At 64.6% G+C, this 18,718-nt stretch carries 20 protein-coding genes; 10 read left to right on the top strand and 10 right to left on the bottom strand.

The annotated features are described in order from the left end of the window. Positions 1–116 precede the first annotated feature (116 nt). Together QUH67_RS25425 and QUH67_RS25420 are read left to right on the top strand one after the other, a co-directional pair. The gene (locus QUH67_RS25425; RefSeq protein WP_300942119.1) at positions 117–494 is read left to right on the top strand and encodes an Hpt domain-containing protein; all 378 of its coding nucleotides are present in this window, start codon (positions 117–119) and stop codon (positions 492–494) included. A 138-nt stretch (positions 495–632) separates the two neighbouring features. Continuing rightward, positions 633–953, top strand: a complete 321-nt coding sequence (locus QUH67_RS25420; protein ID WP_212422152.1) for a 2Fe-2S iron-sulfur cluster-binding protein — start codon at positions 633–635, stop codon at positions 951–953. A 28-nt stretch (positions 954–981) separates the two neighbouring features. Here the strand turns inward: QUH67_RS25420 and QUH67_RS25415 are convergent, their stop codons facing one another. Next, complete coding sequence (locus tag QUH67_RS25415; RefSeq protein ID WP_300942118.1) at positions 982–1,299, bottom strand: hypothetical protein; 318 nt, start codon at positions 1,297–1,299, stop codon at positions 982–984. 234 nt (positions 1,300–1,533) lie between these two features. Continuing rightward, on the bottom strand, positions 1,534–1,989 hold the full coding sequence (locus QUH67_RS25410; protein WP_300942117.1) for an acyl-CoA thioesterase: 456 nt from the start codon (positions 1,987–1,989) through the stop codon (positions 1,534–1,536). A 159-nt stretch (positions 1,990–2,148) separates the two neighbouring features. Between QUH67_RS25410 and QUH67_RS25405 the strand changes: the two genes are divergently transcribed. Together QUH67_RS25405 and QUH67_RS25400 are read left to right on the top strand one after the other, a co-directional pair. After that, complete coding sequence (locus QUH67_RS25405; protein ID WP_300942116.1) at positions 2,149–3,177, top strand: NAD(P)/FAD-dependent oxidoreductase; 1,029 nt, start codon at positions 2,149–2,151, stop codon at positions 3,175–3,177. A 125-nt stretch (positions 3,178–3,302) separates the two neighbouring features. Continuing rightward, positions 3,303–3,917, top strand: a complete 615-nt coding sequence (locus tag QUH67_RS25400; RefSeq protein WP_300942115.1) for a DUF2147 domain-containing protein — start codon at positions 3,303–3,305, stop codon at positions 3,915–3,917. A 122-nt stretch (positions 3,918–4,039) separates the two neighbouring features. Here QUH67_RS25400 and QUH67_RS25395 read toward each other — a convergent pair whose 3' ends face one another. The 3 genes from QUH67_RS25395 to QUH67_RS25385 all read right to left on the bottom strand — a co-directional run bounded on the left by QUH67_RS25395 (position 4,040) and on the right by QUH67_RS25385 (position 8,098). Then, positions 4,040–4,447: a hypothetical protein gene (locus tag QUH67_RS25395; RefSeq protein WP_300942114.1), complete on the bottom strand. Its 408-nt coding sequence runs from the start codon at positions 4,445–4,447 to the stop codon at positions 4,040–4,042. A gap of 497 nt (positions 4,448–4,944) precedes the next feature. Then, positions 4,945–6,909, bottom strand: coding sequence for an SGNH/GDSL hydrolase family protein (locus QUH67_RS25390; RefSeq protein ID WP_300942113.1), 1,965 nt, complete (start codon positions 6,907–6,909; stop codon positions 4,945–4,947). Between the two features lie 112 nt (positions 6,910–7,021). Beyond that, positions 7,022–8,098, bottom strand: coding sequence for a lysylphosphatidylglycerol synthase transmembrane domain-containing protein (locus QUH67_RS25385; protein ID WP_300942112.1), 1,077 nt, complete (start codon positions 8,096–8,098; stop codon positions 7,022–7,024). Between the two features lie 380 nt (positions 8,099–8,478). Between QUH67_RS25385 and QUH67_RS25380 the strand changes: the two genes are divergently transcribed. Together QUH67_RS25380 and QUH67_RS25375 are read left to right on the top strand one after the other, a co-directional pair. Next, complete coding sequence (locus tag QUH67_RS25380) at positions 8,479–8,985, top strand: YciE/YciF ferroxidase family protein (protein ID WP_300942111.1); 507 nt, start codon at positions 8,479–8,481, stop codon at positions 8,983–8,985. A 232-nt stretch (positions 8,986–9,217) separates the two neighbouring features. Further along, positions 9,218–11,620, top strand: a complete 2,403-nt coding sequence (locus QUH67_RS25375; protein ID WP_300942110.1) for a bifunctional diguanylate cyclase/phosphodiesterase — start codon at positions 9,218–9,220, stop codon at positions 11,618–11,620. Positions 11,621–11,638: 18 nt separating this feature from the next. Here QUH67_RS25375 and QUH67_RS25370 read toward each other — a convergent pair whose 3' ends face one another. Continuing rightward, positions 11,639–12,073, bottom strand: coding sequence for a hypothetical protein (locus QUH67_RS25370; protein ID WP_300948172.1), 435 nt, complete (start codon positions 12,071–12,073; stop codon positions 11,639–11,641). 68 nt (positions 12,074–12,141) lie between these two features. Between QUH67_RS25370 and QUH67_RS25365 the strand changes: the two genes are divergently transcribed. Beyond that, entirely contained in the window at positions 12,142–12,744 is a 603-nt protein-coding gene (locus tag QUH67_RS25365; protein ID WP_300942109.1) for a hypothetical protein, read from the top strand. Positions 12,745–12,837: 93 nt separating this feature from the next. Next, positions 12,838–13,437, top strand: coding sequence for a YdcF family protein (locus QUH67_RS25360; protein WP_300942108.1), 600 nt, complete (start codon positions 12,838–12,840; stop codon positions 13,435–13,437). Between the two features lie 2 nt (positions 13,438–13,439). Here the strand turns inward: QUH67_RS25360 and QUH67_RS25355 are convergent, their stop codons facing one another. Further along, positions 13,440–14,780, bottom strand: a complete 1,341-nt coding sequence (locus QUH67_RS25355) for an aminotransferase-like domain-containing protein (RefSeq protein WP_300942107.1) — start codon at positions 14,778–14,780, stop codon at positions 13,440–13,442. Between the two features lie 180 nt (positions 14,781–14,960). Between QUH67_RS25355 and QUH67_RS25350 the strand changes: the two genes are divergently transcribed. After that, positions 14,961–15,197: a DUF1127 domain-containing protein gene (locus QUH67_RS25350; protein ID WP_300942106.1), complete on the top strand. Its 237-nt coding sequence runs from the start codon at positions 14,961–14,963 to the stop codon at positions 15,195–15,197. A 181-nt stretch (positions 15,198–15,378) separates the two neighbouring features. Here the strand turns inward: QUH67_RS25350 and QUH67_RS25345 are convergent, their stop codons facing one another. Then, complete coding sequence (locus QUH67_RS25345) at positions 15,379–15,714, bottom strand: hypothetical protein (RefSeq protein WP_300942105.1); 336 nt, start codon at positions 15,712–15,714, stop codon at positions 15,379–15,381. Between the two features lie 338 nt (positions 15,715–16,052). On the opposite strand from QUH67_RS25345, the gene QUH67_RS25340 reads away from it, so the two are divergent. Then, positions 16,053–17,219: a helix-turn-helix transcriptional regulator gene (locus tag QUH67_RS25340; RefSeq protein WP_300942104.1), complete on the top strand. Its 1,167-nt coding sequence runs from the start codon at positions 16,053–16,055 to the stop codon at positions 17,217–17,219. A gap of 65 nt (positions 17,220–17,284) precedes the next feature. Here QUH67_RS25340 and QUH67_RS25335 read toward each other — a convergent pair whose 3' ends face one another. Then, positions 17,285–17,569: a hypothetical protein gene (locus tag QUH67_RS25335; protein WP_300942103.1), complete on the bottom strand. Its 285-nt coding sequence runs from the start codon at positions 17,567–17,569 to the stop codon at positions 17,285–17,287. A gap of 215 nt (positions 17,570–17,784) precedes the next feature. Beyond that, a complete protein-coding gene (locus QUH67_RS25330; RefSeq protein WP_300942102.1) occupies positions 17,785–18,627 on the bottom strand; it encodes a tetratricopeptide repeat protein in 843 nt (280 codons plus the stop codon). Positions 18,628–18,718: the final 91 nt, after the last annotated feature.

The raw sequence follows: 18,718 nt of genomic DNA, 5'->3' as shown, positions 1-18,718 counted from the left end.
AAATCGGGTAAATATGCGGCAAGTTCGGGGAACGTTCCGTTAACCGCCGGCGTGCTTGGCTGTGGAAAATGGCCTCCGCCGAATCACTTTCGGCGCGGCGACCCGGACCCCTCATCATGTCGCTTCACCTCGAACGGATTGAATGGATGCCATCGCCTCCGCTGGCCCCCGGCGGCGGGCCGATTGATTTCGACCACCTCCAACGCATGACGCTTGGCGATGCCGCGATCGAGCAGGAGGTGCTGGCGATGTTCTCGGCCCAAACGGCAGATCTGGTCGAAAAGCTCGCGGCCTTGCCGGTGGATTCGAGCGTGCTGGCGCACACACTCAAGGGCTCGGCCCGGGCTGTCGGCGCTTTTGCCGTCGCCGATGCCGCCGCGCGGCTGGAGACGGCCATAGCGCGAGGTTTCGATGCCTCCGCGGCGCTCGCCGAACTCGGCGAGGCGGTCGGCGAGGCGCGGGCGGAAATCGAGACGTTTCTGCGCCGGTCCTGAACGGAACGCGGTCCGTACCGGGCAAAATCCCGGCACATGGGCGTTTCAGGTTTTCGTCCCGACCGCTGGCGCTGTGCGGATCGACCCGTTATAGGACTGCCGGGACTTTCCTTACGCATTCCGGCAGCACGAGCGATCATGGCCAAAATTCACTTTGTCGACCATACCGGCGAGAAACGCACCATCGAAGTCGAGAACGGCGCGACCGTGATGGAAGCTGCGATCCGCAACGCCATTCCCGGCATCGAGGCCGAATGCGGCGGCGCCTGCGCCTGCGCGACATGCCACGTCTATGTCGACGAAGCCTGGCGCGAGAAGGTCGGCGCGCCGACCCCGATGGAAGAGGACATGCTGGATTTCGGCTTCGACGTGCGGCCAAACTCGCGCCTGTCGTGCCAGATCAAGGTGAGCGACGAGCTCGACGGCCTCGTGGTGTCGACGCCGGAACGCCAGGCCTGATTTCAAGCCTGCGACTGTCAAGACACGGTCAGCGCGATCCGGCGCCGGCCGGTTCGGCCAGCTCATCATCGATCGCATAAACGGCGCAATCGGGTCCGTATTCCGTGCAGGCGGCCAGCGCAGCTTCCGCCGCTTCACGCGCCGAGCGGCGCCCGCTGCGATACGCATAGGCGCCCTTGGGTGAGACCGCGAAGGCGCGGTGCGGCGAGCTCGTGGCAAGATAATCGGCAAACCCCGCGCGACCTTTTTCGCGTAGTTGCGGCGGCGCAGGCAGCGACGGAGGCGTCGGCCCTGCCGCGATATCGCGCGTTCCGAGATGATGGTCGCGCAAGAAGCTGTCGATCATCGGTAGGCTCCGTAGGGCGACATCGTTGCGCGCGCCGCGACATCACGGGGGCGCCGTGGCTGAGCAAAGCAAGCGGATAGCGTTGCGTGCCCGACGGCCGCAGCAGCATCGCTTCGAGTCCGCGCGGGCCGGCCGCGTTCATCGGAATGCGGAGGTCTTCGCGATAATACGACTGAGCCGCGGCGGGCTGCACGGCGATGCCAACGAAGAGTGCCGCCAGCATCGCCACGCGGATCATGCCGGATTGGCTCCGCGGCGAATCCAGGGCTGAAATTTTCCGATGATCTCCGGCGTCAGCGGCGTGGGCTTGCGCGTGGCTTCGTCGAGCAGCACGGAGACCGATTGCGCCGAAGCCACGCAGATGCCTGCGGAAAACACCACCTGATCGAAGGTGACGGAGGTGCGGCCGAACTTGACGACGCCAAGCCCCAGTTCGATCGTGCCGGGCCAGCGCAGTTCGGCGCGAAAATGCATGTCGAGCCGCACCATGATCCAGGTGACGCCGTCCGGCATCAGCCCGTAGCTGCGGTCCTTCATCAGCGTGACGCGGCCGGTTTCGAAATAGCTGGCGTAGACCGCATTGTTGACGTGCTGGTTGGGATCGAGATCGGCAAATCTCACATTGTCCGACAGGCGGTAGGGGAAATCCTCCAGACGCGGGGCGGCGTCGGTGCGCAAGGGGGCGTTCACAGGCTCAATCTCCGAAAATCTCGCATCCCTTACAGCCCAGTTGTCGAATGACGGCAAGGGGTTGCCGTCGTCTCGAAGTATATTTTGGCTTTCCTCGTTCCGCCTTGTTGGCTAGACAGGTGCGGCCTTCCCACCAGGTTCAACCGAAAAGAAGCTGACATGAGCGAAGCGATCAAAACCGATGTGCTGATTATTGGCGCGGGGCCGTGCGGCCTGTTCGCGGTGTTCGAACTGGGCCTCCTGGACATGAAGGTGCATCTGGTCGACATCCTCGACAAGCTCGGCGGCCAGTGCGCGGAGCTCTATCCGGAAAAGCCGATCTACGACATTCCCGGCATTCCGATGGTGACCGGCCAGGGCCTCACCGAGGCGCTGCTCGAACAGATCAAGCCGTTCGGCCCGACCTTCCATCTCAACGAGATGGTGGAGACGATCGAGAAGATCGGCGATCCGCTCTTTCGCGTGACGACCGATGCCGGCCAGGTGTTCGAGTGCAAGGTGGTGGTGATTTCGGCGGGCGGCGGTTCGTTCCAGCCGAAGCGGCCGCCGGTGCCGGGCATCGAGGCCTATGAGGGCACCTCGGTGTTCTATGCCGTGCGCAAGATGGAGCAGTTCCGCGACAAGAACATCCTGATCGTCGGCGGCGGCGATTCCGCGCTCGACTGGACGCTCAATCTGCATCCGATCGCCAAGCGCGTGACGCTGCTGCACCGGCGCGACGATTTCCGCGCCGCACCCCACAGCGTCGATCAGATGCGCGCGCTGGTGGCCGACGGCAAGATGGATCTCAGGATCGGCCAGGTCACGTCGCTGGAAGGCGAGGGCGGCAAGCTCTCCGGCGCGATGATGAAGGGCAACGACAATGCGATCACGAAGATCGAGTGCGATACGATGCTGCCGTTCTTCGGGCTCACCATGAAGCTCGGCCCGGTGGCGAACTGGGGCGTCGCGCTCGAGAACAATCTGGTGCCGGTCGACACCGCGGCGTTCGAGACCAACATTCCCGGCATCTTCGCGATCGGCGACATCAACACCTATCCCGGCAAGCTCAAGTTGATCCTGTCCGGATTCCATGAAGGCGCGCTGATGGCGCAGAAGGCGCACCGCTACGTCTATCCGGAGAAGCGGCTGGTGTTCCAGTACACGACGTCGTCGTCGAGCCTGCAGAAGAAACTCGGGGTCAACTGACGTCCCGAAATGTGACAGCTGGGCTCACCGCGCCGTGCCGACGCGCGGGCGATCGTTACTGGCTCCGTCCGCGAAATGGCCTTAGTCTCCGCCCATTGATTGAGGCCATTGATCAGGTGACGACGATGCGCAGGCTTGCTGGATTTCAACTGATACTCGCCATCGTGATCGCCATCGCGGTGTCAGGCGAACTCGCCGCGCAGCCGGTGGAACCTTCCGCCGCGGGCTTGTGGGAGAAGGTCGAGAAGGGCAAGCCGGTCGGTTGGTTCCTGGTTGTCGATCACGCCGGTGTCTTCGAGGGCGTTTTCGCCCGACTGTTTCTCGAAGCCGGCGATCCGCCGAATCCGACCTGCGCGAAATGCGTCGACGATCGCAAGGATGCGCCGTGGCTCGGCATGTCCTTCATCCGCGACATGAAGCGCGATGGCCTGAAATACGAAAACGGCAACGTGCTCGATCCGCGCGACGGCAAGATCTACAAGGCCAAGATGACGCTGAGCCCGGACGGCCAGACGCTGACGATGCGCGGCTATCTCGGTATCTCGCTGCTGGGCAGGGATGAAGTCTGGACGCGGCTTCCGGATACGGCGCTGGCGCAGATCGATCCGGCGATCGTCGTGAAGTATCTGCCGGCGCAAGCCGCGGCGATGAAGCTGCTGCCGGTCGCGCCCGGTCCGGCAAAGGCCGCGCCCGCGGCGCCGAAGAAGGCGGCGGCGCCGGCGGCGGTTCCCGCGCGCTAGTGGAAGGATGCCAGCTTGTCGGGCGCGTCCCGGTAAGGACCGGTGAGCGCACGGACTATGTTCCGTGTTGGCTTGTCTCTGCCGTGCCTTCATTGAGCCCGTCGAAAACGACGGAGTTGATATCAGCTGACGGAGCTGGAGCCGTCACGGGTTGCTCGGCGGCCTTCATCCACGAACGGAGGGCGGCTCAGATATCGGGTGAGGCGTCCCTCGACACTGTCGCCACGCCACGTCTCGATCACGGCGGCGATAAGGCCCAGCGCAATCAGTCCGAGCAAAACGTACTCGGCGAAATAGATGCATACGCAGGCAATGCCCAGGACGAGCAGAAATCTTCTGGGGCGGGCTTTGGCGTCAGCCATCAGCGCGCGGAAACCTGTCCTGGTTCCGCTGCCAGGAAAGCCGTATTCCTTGACGGTGGCGAATAGACCTTTGATCCAGATCAGAAGCATCAACGCCATCGCGATCAAGCCATACAGCGCGATGAGGATGATGGAGCAAGCCCCGATAACTTCGATCGCCGACAGCATGCTTGTCGCCCGGTTCGAGGTCGCCCAGGTGCGCCCCTCTCCAATTGTGCTCTCTCACCCCGCACACAAGCTGCTCAGTTCTGAATGTTTCGTTAAAGGCGCTCGCCCGTCTTAACCGGGCACCCGGCGCAATGGCCTTCCAGGCCGGTGCGGGACCGGATGCTCACACGCCACGGTGATCGGAGCGGGTCCGAGGTTGCCTTTCCTCGCCGGCAACAACAATCTAGCTTCTAGAGCGTCGGTGGTCCGACGATGGTCGAGCGGCAATGTCTCTAAGGTCTGTTACCGAGAGAATTGACAATATCATCTTCGGCGTCGTTGCAATCATTTGCCTGCCAATGTGGGCAATCCTCGGCTTTCCTTTCGCTATTGAAATTACAGCCGCTGCAGTGCTTGTGGCGGTGGTTTTTTCTTGTTTGCTATGGATGGAGTCGACGCGGGGATGAAGCGTGTGGTCGTGGGGCTGTGTGGGCTGGTTGCCCACCGCCATAGCCAGCCTAGTTCAACCCCGTCCGTCCCGGCGGCCGCGGCGCGTCCGGCGCGCCTTGGATCGGCGCCATCGGTTGCGAGTTGACTTCCGGCACCCCGGCATCGAGCTGCAGCACGGCGGCGGCGGCCGGCACCGCGGCATCCGCCATCGCGGCGTGGCCCTCGGCGGTCGGATGCACCGCGCCGCCATAGACCGCCGACAGCACGCCCCAGGTCGCGTCATGGATGTCGGATGGCTGCTGCGATGTCGGCAGGCCCTGCGGGTAGGTCATCGCCGCGAAGTAACTGTCGTTGGCGTCGCGGATCCAGCGCGCGCGCGGCAGGTAGGCGCGGTATTCGGCGGCGCTGCGGCCGCAGGTCATCGGCTGGCTCGCCGCCGTGACGATGTCGGAATCAAAACTGTCGCCGTTCTTCGAGAAGCATTGCCGGTCGAAATCGGGATCGGTTTCGGCGCGCGCGCAAAAACCGTGGTTGGCGAAGCTGGCCTGGTGGCCGTCGACGAAGGTCATGCGGTCGGTGCGCGGGTTGCGGCACAGGATGCCGCCTTCGCACTGCGCCAGCGCCTGCAGCTGCGGCAGGAATTCGCGCTCGACGAAGTTCGAGACCGCGGCGAGCCGCTGCGGCTGCGCGTTGAAGGAGGGATGGATGTCGAACCCGGCGCGGCCGCCGGGGCAGGGCGCGCCGCCGTTCGCCAGGGTGGGATTGGCGTAGGAGGTGTAGACCACGCGCGCGAGGTCGCCGACCAACGGCTTCAGTGCGTCGCGCAGTTTTGCAAAGCCCTGTGGCAAGTCACGCGTCATCGCGCTGCGGGCGTCGTCGACGGACGCCATCACGCCGGAGCGCCGGAACAATGCCCGCTCGGTCGCGTGGTCGACGATCACGTCGGCGACGAGGCCGGAGAAATAGATGTCGTTGGCGCCGATCGACAGCAGCATCAGGTCGAGCTTGCGATCCGGCTGGCGGCGTTTCGCGGCGGTCAGCGCATCGCGCAGTTCGGCCAGTTGTCCGTTGACGGTGCCCTGGCACGCGCCGCTGCCCGATTTCGACGGCAGGCAGTCGCGGGCGCGTTGCGAGCCGAACAGCCCGTCGGCGATGGTGGCGCCGGTGCAGGCCAGCGGCAGGTAGGTCACCGCGATGTGCGGATAGCGCACGGCGAGCGCGATCGCGGTGCGCGTCTGGTAACTGTAGAGCGAACGGTGGCAGGCCGGATTGAACCACAGCGCGCTCTGCCGCTGCCACACCGACAATTGCTCCGGCGCCTCGCAGGCGCGTCCGCCCTTGTAGCCGGCGCGGCTCGGACGGTAATATTGCGCTGCGGCCGTGCCGAGATAGGAGCGGAAGCAAAAGCCCTCGTCCGCCAGCGCCACCGGCCGGTCCGGATTGCCCTCGCCGGAGGCGACGCTGTCGCCGAGCCCGGCGATGAAGATGTCGCGCACCGCGATCTCGGTGAAGGCGCGCTGGCTACCCTCCGAGCTGGAGACGTCGGCCGTGACCACGGTGGTGCGGCCGTAGCGGACGCGCAGATTGACCGGTTCGGCGCAGTCGAAGGTGGAGGTCTGCGGGCCGTCGCCATCGTCGACGGTCCAGGCGCAGGTGGCGCCGACCGGTACCGGGCCGGTGAGCCGGATCACGACCGGATGATCGGTCGGCGTCAGATAGCTTTCCTTGACGTTGTCGCGGGTGCAGGGCTCGCTGACGCGGCCGGCGAGATCGATGCAAAGCCGGTTCACCGTGTTGCGTGCCCAGCCGCGGCCGTCGCTCTGGATGGCCAGCGCCTGCTCGGCGGCCAGCACGCTGCGGCCGCGCCCGCTCTCGGCGTGCAGCAGGAAATCGCGCTCCTCGCGGAACAGGCGGAAGCGGTTGCGCACCTCCCAGGAAATCTGCAGCGCCCCGTAGCCGGGAGCGGTCTGGGCCTGCGCAGCGGAGGTCGAGAGGCCGGCGAGCGCAGCGGCAAGCAGTGCGACCGACAGCATTGAACGTGAGAAAATTCCAGCCATGGCGCCGTTTGACGTTAGCGGTGAGGCAGAAATAAGAGAATGCGGCGGCTCTGCGTCAAAAGACCGGACGGCGCCGATAACGACGCCGTTACCGGCCTCCCGACTGCCGGCGCTTGACCGGCGGCTGCACCCGCGCCTCGACCCGCGCCTTGGCGGTGTAGGCCTCGCCGAGCCGGCGCCGTTCCAGCCAGGGCTGCACGACGCTGAGCCAGAGTTCGCGCGTTCCCATGATGCCGATCGAGATGCCGAACGGGATCAGGAAATACAAGATGCGGAACACCACCAGCGTCGCCAGCAATTCCTCGCGGCCGAACTGCTGCAGCGCCAGCAGCATCGCGGCGTCGAACACGCCGATGCTGCCCGGCGCGTGGCTGGCAAAGCCGAGCAGTGTCGCCAGGATGAACACCACCGCCAGCGAAACGAAATCGATGTACGGCGTCATCGGCATCAAGAGATACATCGCCAGCGCGCAGAAGCCGAGATCGACCACGCCGATCAGGATCTGCAGCAGTGTCAGCCGTGCCGAGGGCAGCACCACCTTCCAGCCGTTCTGGCCGAGCTCGCGGCGTTTTTCGCCGGTCACCAGCCAGACGAAATAGGCGCCGATGCCGGCAAGGCAGCCGATCCCGATCAGCCGGTTCATCGCGTCCGGCAGCAGGTCCATCGCGGACGCCGCCTCGGGATGGAACGCCATGCCTATGCCGAGCACGAACAGATTGCCGAGCCAGAAGGTGAGGCCGGAGAGGAAGCAGATCTTGGCGACATCGATCGCGGTCAGGCCGTAATCGGAATAGATCCGGAATCGGATCGCGCCGCCGGTAAAGACGGTGGCGCCGATATTGTGCCCGATGGTGTAGCTGGTGAAGCTCGACAGCGCGGCGATGCGATAGGGGATGTGCGTCTTGCCGATGGTTCGCAGCGCGAAGAAATCATAGAAGGTCAGCGTGCAGAACGCGCCCACCACGCACAGCGCGGCCAGCGCGATGCGATGCGGGGCGATCTCTGTGAGCGCCGTCAGGATGATCCCGGTATCGACCCCCTTGAGGGTGCGCACCAGATGGGTGATCGCAAGACCGATGATCAGCAGACTCGCTGCGATCCCCAGCCGTTTCCAGCCGATCTTCTCCTTGAAGCCACGCCCGAGCGCGGTCAGCAACCGATGCATTCATCCTCCCGGCGGGGGGCAGTACGTAAAAACGGACCTGTCACGAAGGGTGACAGTCGACGGTCAGAGGCACCGTGCGCGAAATCCATAAGCTAAATCCGGGCCGTTGTGCAGCCCTTGACAAGCATGCCTTTTGGCTACGTCAGGCCGCTCCTGTCATACGCCGTACATATGTCACCGCATTGACGATTTCGAGTCGCGACCGGCCCGTTCCGCACGCGCTTTTGCCGCTCTCGACCGTTCCATCGCGGCGTTTTCGAGGCCGTTAGGAACATCCTTTTTGCAAGCCGGTTAACCCCCGCAAGCCTCGAACATGAAGCGTAGCGCGCCCGGCCGCCAAAGGCCGGCGCCGGCATGTTCAAAACCAGGGAAAGACCGCAATGGGACTGTTTAGCAAAGACATCAAAACCATGGACGACCTGTTCGTGCATCAATTGCAGGACATCTACTATGCCGAAAAGCAGCTCGTGAAAGCGCTGCCGAAAATGGTCGAAAAGGCCACCGACGCGCAGCTCAAGCAGGGTTTTCTGACCCATCTCGACGAAACCAAAACGCATGTGCAGCGCCTTGAAGAAGTCTTCCGCATGCACGGCGCCGAGGTGAAGGCGGTCGATTGTCCGGCGATCGACGGCATTCTCGAAGAGGCTGACGAGGTGGCCGGCGAGGTTGCCGACAAGTCCGTGCTCGACGCAGCGTTGATCAACGCGGCGCAGGCCGTCGAGCACTATGAGATCACCCGCTACGGCAGCCTGATCGCGTGGGCGCGCCAGCTCGGCCGCAGCGATTGCGCCAGCGTTCTGCAGAAGACGCTCGACGAAGAAAAGGCCACCGACCAGAAGCTGACGTCGCTGGCCGAAGGTAAGGTCAACCTGCGCGCCGCCAGCTGATCTCCACCCGATTGAGGCAAAACGCCGCGCGGGGGTGCATCCCGCGCGGCGTTTTCCTTTGCCCATCCGCGGGTCGGGCGGGTCAAGGCGCGCCGGGGCACCGCTGTCCCAAACCCGCCCCCAAAGTTCCATTTGAGATATTCGTTCACCATTTACACAACCATGCCGCGATGAATTACCGTATTTATACGAATAGGGGTGTTACTGGCAGGCAGTTGGGGGAGAGTCTGTGATGACCCGCGTTCTAACCTGCCTCGTCACCGAACATGACTGGCGGCTGGTCGTTCTGTCCGCCGCCATTTGCTGGCTCGCCAGCGCGGTCGCGATCAGCCTGTTTCATCGGGCCAAAGCCTCGCACGGCCGGATCCGGGCGACCTGGGTCGGCCTCGACGCCGTTGTCGGCGGCTGCGGGATCTGGGCCACCCATTTCATCGCGATACTGGCCTACGATCCCGGCGCCGGCGCCGGATACAGCATCCCGGTCACGCTTTTGTCGCTGGCGCTCGCGATCGGCATCGTTGCCATCGGCCTCTGCGTCGCATTGTCCAGCGCGCGGCCATGGGCGGCGGCGCTCGGCGGCGCCGTGATCGGCGGCGGCATCGCGGCGATGCACTATGCCGGCATCGCGGCGCTGGTGCTGCCGGCATTCTTCGTATGGTCATCCGGCCTCGTCGTGGTCTCCGTCGTGGTGGGCAGCCTTTTCGCGGCGATCGCGCTCGTGGTTGCCGCGCGCCGCGACAGTCCCGCCCGGACGATGACCGCCACCGCGCTGCTGACGGTTGCCGTCATTTCACATCATTTCACGGCGATGGGCGCGATCACGCTGGTCCCCGAGCCGATCCTCGGCACCGACGGACTGTCGATCTCGCCGACGGAACTGTCGTTCCTGACGGCGGTCGCGGCGTTTGCGATCCTCGGCCTTTCGCTGCTGGCGGCGATGATCGATCGCCGCGCCAAAGGCGAACTTCATAGCCAGAAAATCCTGCTCGATACCGCGCTCGACAACATGTCGCAGGGACTCTGCATGTTCGACGCGGACGGCCGCATTCTCCTGGTCAACCAGCGCTACGCCGAATTGATGGACAGGTCCGGCATGCCGATGCAGGGCCGCCTGCTCGTCGACGTGCTGCGGGAATCGAAAGCGGCCGGCGAATGGCACGGCGATCCCGACGAGTTCTTCGCCGGCGCGCTGCAGGACGCCAGGGCCGGCCGGACCGTGACCAGGACGATCGACCGCAACGGCCGTTCGGTTCGCGTGGTCGATCAACCCATGAAGGGCGGCGGCTGGGTCGCCACCTTCGAGGACATCACGGAATGGCAGGCCGCGCAGCAACGGATTTCGCACATGGCGCGCCACGACGCGTTGACCGATCTGCCGAACCGGACGCTGTTCCGCGAGCAGCTCGAAAAGGCGCTGCGGCTCGTCAGGCGCAGCGACCAGCTCGCGGTGCTCTGCCTCGACCTCGACCATTTCAAGGACATCAACGACTCGCTCGGCCACCCCGTCGGCGACATCCTGCTGAAGGAGGTCGCGCGCCGTCTCGGCGAGTGCATCACCGAGCACGACACGGTGGCGCGGCTCGGCGGCGACGAATTCGCTATCGTGCAGTTCTGCAACGACTGCGAGCCGACGGCGGTCGCTTCGCTCGCCAGCCAGGTGGTCGAGCAGGTTTCCGCGCCCTACGAGATCGCCGGCCACCAGCTCGTCATCGGCGTCAGCATCGGCATTTCGCTGGCCCCCGAGGACGGCAGGAATCCCGACGAATTGTTGAAGAAGGCCGACCTTGCGCTGTATCGCGCCAAGGAGGACGGCCGCGGCACCTATCGCTTCTTCGAGACCGGGATGGATGCGCGCGCGCAGGCGCGGCGGCTGCTGGAGCTCGATCTGCGCATGGCACTCAAGCGCGACGAATTCGAGGTGTATTACCAGCCGATCCGCGACGTCGCCAGAGACCTCGTCGTCAGCTTCGAGGCCCTCGTGCGCTGGAATCATTCGCTGCGCGGCATGATTCCTCCGGCCAATTTCATTCCGCTGGCGGAAGAAACCGGCCTGATCGTGCCGATCGGCGCGTGGGTGCTGCGGCAGGCCTGCATGGACGCCGTGCGATGGTCGCAGCAGGTCGGCGTCGCCGTCAATCTCTCGCCGGTGCAGTTCAAGAATCCCAGTCTGGTCTCCACCGTGAAGGCGGCGCTGCAGGCTTCCGGGCTTCCAGCGCAGCGGCTCGAGCTGGAGATCACCGAATCGGTGCTGCTGCAGAACAGCGAGGCGACGCTTCGGGTTCTGCACGAGCTTCGCGGCTTCGGCGTCAGGATATCGCTCGACGATTTCGGAACGGGATATTCGTCGCTGAGCTATTTGCGCAGTTTCCCGTTCGACAAGATCAAGATCGACCGCTCCTTCATCAGCGAACTGGCGACGCGCGAGAACTCCATGGCGATCGTCCGTGCGGTGACCGGCCTCGGTAAGAGCCTCGGTATCGCCACCACGGCCGAAGGCGTCGAGACCGACGCGCAGTTCGAACTGTTGCGCCGGGAGGGCTGCACGCAGGCGCAGGGGTATCTGTTCAGCCGCCCGCGTCCCGCGTCCGAGGTGGAGGACATGTTGATGCAGTCGCGGCAGCGTCTGACGGCGTAACGGCAGGCGTCGAAATGCTCAGGCCTTGCGCAGCGCGAAATGGGCACCGCAGAACGCCATCGCGGCGCCGAGGCACAGCGCCGCGAGGCCGGCCAGCACGCCCGACAAGCTCGGCACCGGGCTCGGCGCCGAGGCGGCTTGCCCCGCGCCGGCGAGCACCAGCACGCCGACCGCGACCAGGAACTGGCGCATCCGCAGCGGAATCTGGCCTGAGGCCGCGCTGTGCATCAGATTGGCGGTGAAATAGCCACCGGAAAATCCCACCGTTGCGATCAGCCACCAGGCGATGGCGGCGCCCGCGGGCATGAATTCGGCGGTGTCTTTTCGCCACAGGCCGCCGAGATCGAGCCCGTAACGCGCGCCGAGCATGTGCACCGCGAGCGCCAGCAGCACGCCGGACACGATCGCACCGGCGAGAATCAGGCGGGGTGGAAAATAGGTCGTCTCGGCCATGGCCCGCTTGTAAGGTAAAGCCGGCGCGCCGCGCAAGCAGGCGGGTTTGACGACACGGGATTTTTGCATTGCCGACTTCACTGCCGAACCAGCCGGGCGAAGGCGAGGGCGCGCGCACGAGCTATGCCTACAAGGCGTCGCTGGTGTCGTCCGCGCAGCAATTCGAACTGACCGATGAGGGATTGTCGTGGCGGATCGGCCGCCGCTCCGGCGTGTGGCCCTATGCCGACATCGCCTCGGTCCGCCTGTCGTACCGGCCGATGTCGCTGCAATCCCGCCGTTTTCGCGCCGATATCGCAAAAGCCGGCGGCGGCCGGATCGCCATCCTGTCGACCACCTGGCAGACCGTTTCGCTGATGACGCCGCAGGACCAGGGCTACCGTGCCTTCATCACCGAACTGCATCGGCGCATGCAGGCGGCGGGCAGCACGGCGTCGCTGACCGGCGGCATCGGCATGGTGAGCTATGCCACGGCGGTCGCGATGCTGGTATTGCTGGCGATCGCCATGACCGGGCTGCTGGTGCGGGCGCTGGCGACGTCCGAATTCACCGGCGCATTGTTCCTGATCGGCATCGCGATCTGGTTCGCCTGGACCATCGGCGGCTTTGTCAAACGCAACCGGCCGCGCACATACTCGTTCGATGCGCTGCCCGAAAAACTGCTGCCGTAACCGGCGTCGCAACCAAGCGACACCAAACGTGATTTCGCAAGACGCCATGAGGTGCGGCACGCTGTATCCCATCCCCATGGCAGGCGAGCGGCCGTGACGACTTCGACAACGCCATCACCGACGGAGGCCGAGATCGCCGCGATCAATGCGCGGCATCTGGTCGAGACGCCGCTGCGGCCGGCCGACCTGCTGTTCGTGTTCGGCACCCGCGAGGACGTCGATCTGCGCATCGACGAGGCCTGCCGGCTGTGGCGTGAAGGGTTTTTTCGCTGGGCGATCGTGAGCGGCGGCGTGACACCGGGCTCGGACCGCTCGGAATGCGAGATCATCGCCGGCGCCATGATCGCGCGCGGCATTCCCGACACCATCATCCTGCGCGAGGACCGCGCGAAAAACACCGGCGAGAACGTCATCTTCTCGCTGCCGATCATCGACGCCGCGCTCGGCCTTGCCAATATCCGCAGCGTGATCTGCCTCGGCAACAGCTGGACCGCGCGCCGCTATCCCATGACGCTGCACCGGCACTGGCCGGAGGTCGAGAAGATGCTGGTGATGGTCGACGGCTTTGAAACGCCGCGCGCGCTCTGGCACACCGACGCCGAATTTGCGCGCCGCATGTTGCGCGAATGGCGCAAGATCGAGCCGTACAAGGCGAGGGGATTTATCGCGGAGTGGCCGGTCTGCGAAACGTAACCCTACTCGGTCGTATCGAAATCTTCCTTCGCCGTCAGCATTCCCGAGAGCGTGCGTAGCGCCAGGTCGAGTTGTTCGGTGCTGGGGGCGCCAAGCGCCAGGCGTACCGCGTTGGGCGCGTGGCCGGGCGTGACGGCGAAGGTCGTCGAGGGGGTCAGTGCGATATCGCGCCGCGCCGCTGCCGCAACGAACGTCTGCGAGCGCCAATGCGGCGGCAGCGTGAGCCAGAGATGGTAGGACTTTGCATTGGCCTGGATCTCGAAGCCGGCGAGGTATTTCGCCGCCGTCTGCTGGCGCCGCGCCGCGTCGATCCGTTTCAGCCGTGACAGCTCGGCCACCGTGCCGTCGGCCATCAGCCGCTGTCCGGCGGCGAACGCAAATCCGGAAGCCGTCCAGCCGCCCGACCGCACCGCGGCCATGATGCGCTCGCGCAGGCGCGGCGGCGAAACGATGAAGCCGAGCGCAAGACCCGGCGCGACCTTCTTCGACAGGCTGTCGAGCGTGATGCAGCGATCGGGCGCAAGCGCGGCCATCGGCGTTTCTTCGTCGAGAAAGCCGTACACCGTGTCCTCGATGACGGTGAGACCGAGCTTTTCGACGACGCGCAGCAGGTCGGCCCGGCGCGCCGGCGGCATGGTCATGCCGAGGGGATTCTGGATCGTCGGCTGCACATACAGCGCCGACAGATGCGCCTCGCGATGCGCCTTCTGCACGGCGTCGGGGCGAACGCCTTGCTCGTCCATCGCCAGCGGCACCAGCGTGACGTTGAGCCGCGCGGCGATGTCCTTGATGAAGGGATAGGTCAGCGCCTCGACGCCGCAGCGGCCGCCGCTCGGCACGATCGCCGCCAGGGCGGCGGCGATGCACTGCCTGCCGTTCGCGGTGAACACCAGCTGATCGGGCGCGGGCGACCAGTCCTCGCGGGCGAGAAACTCGGCGGAGATGGTGCGCGCCGCCTGCGTGCCTGCCGTGGTCGAGTGCCGCAGCGCGAGGTCGAGCACTTCGGGGCGCTCCAGCCCGGCAAGACTTCTGGCAATCATCACGGTTTGCGTCGGCAGGATCGGATAGTTCACTTCCAGGTCGATGCGTCCGCCGCGGGGTTCGGTCGTCAAGGTGATGCCGCGGCGCGTCTCGCCCGACACGAAGGTGCCGCGCCCGACCTCGCCGACCACGAGGCCGCGGCGCAGCAGCTCGGTGTAGACGCGGCTGGCGGTGGAGACCGCGATCTTGCGCTCATACGCAAAACTGCGCTGCGGCGGCAGGCGGTCGCCGGGCTTCAGCGCGCCATTGGCGATCTCGGCGGCGACGGTGTCGGCCAGTTTCAGGTATTCGAATTTGGACATAATTGCACCGAGAGCAATGTTTTACTTGCACCGAGAAATGTATCGGATCATTTAGGAACCATCAAGCCAGAGATTGCACTGAGAGGGGTGCAAGACAATCGGTCCATCAAAGTGCAAGCGCTCTCGCAGGCGTTTGCGCCGGCGGTAGCGGCTTGGCCCGCCCAAGCAAGGAGAAGCGCGATGACGACGATATCCAGAACCGCAGGCCAACCTGTGATTTCCAGCGCGACGGGCGGCTTTTTCCGCCTGCTCGGCAAATGGGTACATGGAATCGTCAACCATCTCGCGCGCCGCCAGGCCATCCAGACCTTGCGCGAACTCGACGATCGCGCGCTCCGCGACATCGGCATCGAACGCAGCCGGATTGAATCGGCCGTGAGCGGCGCCGTCGATCCGGACTTCGGCCGGATCATGTGAGATATTGCACCGAATGCTCCGAGGGCATTGGCCCGGTCGCAAGACCGGGCCGATTTGTTATGACCTCGCGCTACCCGCGTTCGTGCCGCGTGACCGAAATATCCCACCCGCCGCAAGAGGATGGAAGCAAGCTGCCGTCTCCCAGGTTCCTATGATGCAGGTTTGGCGCGCGATCGGTAGTTCAACGCTCAGCGCGGAATTGAGCGAACCTGGAGATCGAAATGAGTTTGGTGGCCCAATGCCATTCGATGCTGCGATACGCGCCCACTGCACCGTCATCGCGATGCGATACGGTATCGCGGGTGAGCGACGTCACCGTCACCTGCGCGGAAGCGTGAGACAGGTCCGGGGTGGCGTCCTGAAGCGCGCCGGTTGCAATCGAACCACGGTGCTGAAAGCGAGCCGATGCCGAAGCGGACCGCTGTGGTGGGCGTAGCTCCTGCATCGCGACGGCCGTCAGTACAGTTTGTCGGCGGATCCAAATCCGGGAGTGAATCAACGTGGTGATGCTCGCCATCGTCAAGATCCTCGCGATCTGGACGGCCCTCTCAGTGTCCCTCAGCCTCGTGATCGCACCGGCGCTTGCGCGCCGGTTTCGACGCTCTTCCCGGAAAATCGGGTTGAGGCGTGCTCGCGAGCGACACCGAGCGGGGTATCATGCCTCGCGTTTCTCCGCTGACGCCGCGACCGGGGCGTTGTGTGAGCCGGTCAGCCTCCATCGGATGATGGCGGTTATTCCGCCAAGATCGCATCGGCACGGTCAATAAATTTTGAGCGGACAGAGCGTTTGGATCATCGGAAAAACTCAAAGTGGTCGCAAACTTCTCGTCGATAGATGACGGGGAATGAAGAGAGGTGTCAGGCTTGCGATCGGCTTCCGAACTGGTTCTGTCAGGCGATTTCTCCAATCGGCAACGGCTGAGTGATCTGATCAGCGCCGTTTACGATGCGGCCATCGAGTCATCGCTTTGGGAAAGTGCCATCGAACGGGTCGCCGGCTTTGTCGGCGGCGCCGGCGGAGGACTGTTCTGCAAGGACGTCGGCGCCGTGCATGCGTCGATACCGTACCGCGTCGGATTCCAGATGCCGTTGCCGGTGGCGCTGTTTCAACAGATCTATCCGGCCGCGGAAGGACACTTTCTCGGCGACCTCGAACAGCCGATCGCGACCACCGACCTGATGTCATCAGGCGAACTGACCGCGAGCGAATTGTATCGGCAATGGGCCGAGCCCCAGGGCCTGGTCGATTTCCTCAGCGCGGTGGTCGAGCGATCGACGATCAGCGCGGCGATCTTCGGCGTGTTCCGGCACCAGCGAAACGGCGTCGTCGACGACCACGCGCGCCGTCAGATGAAGCTGATCGCGCCGCATATCCGGCGGGCGGTATTGATCGGCCGGATGTTCGAATTCAAGGCGGCGGAAGTCGCGACCTTCGTCGATACGCTCGATGGGCTCAGCGCCGGCATGTATCTGGTCGATGCGAACGGACGGCTGATCCACGCCAATGCCGCCGGCCACGCGCTGCTCGCGGAGAGCGACATTCTCCGTTGCGTAAGCGGCCGTCTGGTCGCCCGCGAGGCGCAGACCGACAGGGCCTTGCGCGAGGTCTTTGCGGCCGCAGGGCAGGGCGATGCGGCGCTCGGCACCAAAGGCATCGCCGTGCCGCTGAGCGGAAGCGACGGCGAACGCTATATCGCCCACGCGCTGCCGCTGACCTCGGGCGCGCGGCGCCGCGCCGGCGTCGTCTCCACCGCGGCGGCGCTGTTCGTTCGCAAGGCGAGCCTGGCCGTGCCTTCCGCGTCCCAGGCCATCGGCAGCGCCTTCAAGCTGACGCCGACCGAGCTTCGCGTGCTGATGGCGATCGTCGAGGTCGGCGGCGTCCCGGAAGTCGCCAGCGCCTTCGGCATCGCCGACACGACGGTCAGAACCCACGTCACCCACCTGTTCGAAAAGACCGGAACCTCGCGGCAGGCCGATCTCGTCAAGCTGGTGGCAGGGTATGCGACCCCGCTGGCGGAGTGAGGCGCGCGGTGGGCTTGCACATGACCAATAGCTGGCCCACGAGTACTTAACTGGCTTATGCGTACCTAACTCATGGGCGGGTACAGCACTCGCCATTTCTCACGTGCGGTTTGTTTTGATCCGCCGCGCTGTATTTCATCTTTGCAAAACTCTTTCCAATACCGATGGTTGCTGTAAAGCCCGGACAGCCAAAAAACGACGAACAACATAGCAAGCGGAATAATCAGTGTTCCCGCAAGTTCGGTTGGACCGAAGATCTTCAGCAGGCTAACCAAGGCTACGCCCAGGGCGAACGCAACCGTGAAGGCTTGCGCCCGTGACCGCCAAACTCTGACCTTATCTTTTGACACTTTATTGCAGCCTCATGCTCCGTCAGCATAGTGCGTGGGGATTGCCGCTCAATTGTTGTGGCATCTAAAGTTTTATAGTTCGCTCGCATCCCGCCCTGAGCCGATCTCCCGATGAGGCCCGTAGAGGCCGCTTTCGGAGGAGACATAACGAGCTGTGCGGTCGGACCGTCGCGTGTGACCGACAGCAGACATTGCTTCCGCGACGCACGGGAATACTACCGTTCCGGTTTCGACTTCCACTCACCCGCCAGCTTCTGCGCTTCGGCGATCTGTGCCGGGGTCATCTTCTGCGCGACGCGATTTCGATTGCTGATCGCATCTTGGTCACTTCGCGCAACCGCCAAACTGAGCCACATGTAGGCTTGAACATTGTCCTGCGGCACGCCTAGTCCCGTAGCGTAACAGAGGCCAAGATAGACCTGCGCTCCAATATGACCTTGGTCTGCAGCGCGGCGAAACCACTTCGCAGCCTCGGTCCGGTTCTGGGACACGGCCACGCCCGCGAAATGCAGGGCCCCGACGTTGAACTGCGCACCATCGTTACCGCGCTCGGCGGCGAGGTGATACCACTTCAATGCTTCAGCTTTGTTCCGAGGCACCCCATTGCCGTTGTCGTACAAGGTCCCCAGGTTGTACTGGGCGAAGGTATGGCCTTGATCGGCTGCGAGGCGCCACCACTTTGCAGCCCTGGCGTAATTTTTCGGCACACCTTGGCCGCCTTCGTACATGAACCCGAGTGCGTACTGCGCCTCGGCATTGCCTTGGTCGGCCAGCGGACGCCAGAGCCGTAGCGCGGTTGCGTAGTCGCGTCTGCCATGCGCCGCCTGCGCATCCTCAAACGGCCCCGCAACAGCGCCTCCCGCCATCGACAGCGGCGAAGCGAGCGCGAGAAGGAGCAGGAGGATTCGGACGATCGGCATGGGCGACCTCAATTGGCGTCGCGCGATCGGCATGGCACGCGCCGCCGTCGCAACGATGGCGGCTTGTTTGTCGCGGGCCGCCCGAGAAAGGTTCACCGCCGACGGCACTTGCGACCACAACGAACGACCATTGCGCATGAGCCCGGATCCGTGCCTTTGCAAGCATGTCGCCTATTGGCCCTCAACAGACCTCCCGAGCGGCCCGGCCGATGTCCGTTGCTGGGAGACA

This window comes from Bradyrhizobium roseum (assembly GCF_030413175.1).
Taxonomy (GTDB): Bacteria; Pseudomonadota; Alphaproteobacteria; order Rhizobiales; family Xanthobacteraceae; genus Bradyrhizobium; species Bradyrhizobium roseum.
Note: the sequence above shows the minus strand (reverse complement) of the source record. Positions and strands in the feature narration are given on the sequence as shown.

Bases quoted from the DNA above. Each gene is read 5' to 3' on its own strand.
- QUH67_RS25370 (WP_300948172.1), bottom strand. From the start codon at position 12,073: ATGGCCGAGACGACCTATTTTCCACCCCGCCTGATTCTCGCCGGTGCG.
- QUH67_RS25380 (WP_300942111.1), top strand. From the start codon at position 8,479: ATGGGACTGTTTAGCAAAGACATCAAAACCATGGACGACCTGTTCGTG.
- QUH67_RS25345 (WP_300942105.1), bottom strand. From the start codon at position 15,714: ATGGCGAGCATCACCACGTTGATTCACTCCCGGATTTGGATCCGCCGA.
- QUH67_RS25400 (WP_300942115.1), top strand. From the start codon at position 3,303: ATGCGCAGGCTTGCTGGATTTCAACTGATACTCGCCATCGTGATCGCC.
- QUH67_RS25390 (WP_300942113.1), bottom strand. From the start codon at position 6,909: ATGCTGTCGGTCGCACTGCTTGCCGCTGCGCTCGCCGGCCTCTCGACC.
- QUH67_RS25425 (WP_300942119.1), top strand. From the start codon at position 117: ATGTCGCTTCACCTCGAACGGATTGAATGGATGCCATCGCCTCCGCTG.
- QUH67_RS25415 (WP_300942118.1), bottom strand. From the start codon at position 1,299: ATGATCGACAGCTTCTTGCGCGACCATCATCTCGGAACGCGCGATATC.
- QUH67_RS25375 (WP_300942110.1), top strand. From the start codon at position 9,218: ATGACCCGCGTTCTAACCTGCCTCGTCACCGAACATGACTGGCGGCTG.
- QUH67_RS25355 (WP_300942107.1), bottom strand. From the start codon at position 14,780: ATGTCCAAATTCGAATACCTGAAACTGGCCGACACCGTCGCCGCCGAG.
- QUH67_RS25350 (WP_300942106.1), top strand. From the start codon at position 14,961: ATGACGACGATATCCAGAACCGCAGGCCAACCTGTGATTTCCAGCGCG.
- QUH67_RS25420 (WP_212422152.1), top strand. From the start codon at position 633: ATGGCCAAAATTCACTTTGTCGACCATACCGGCGAGAAACGCACCATC.
- QUH67_RS25330 (WP_300942102.1), bottom strand. From the start codon at position 18,627: ATGCGCAATGGTCGTTCGTTGTGGTCGCAAGTGCCGTCGGCGGTGAAC.
- QUH67_RS25405 (WP_300942116.1), top strand. From the start codon at position 2,149: ATGAGCGAAGCGATCAAAACCGATGTGCTGATTATTGGCGCGGGGCCG.
- QUH67_RS25395 (WP_300942114.1), bottom strand. From the start codon at position 4,447: ATGCTGTCGGCGATCGAAGTTATCGGGGCTTGCTCCATCATCCTCATC.
- QUH67_RS25385 (WP_300942112.1), bottom strand. From the start codon at position 8,098: ATGCATCGGTTGCTGACCGCGCTCGGGCGTGGCTTCAAGGAGAAGATC.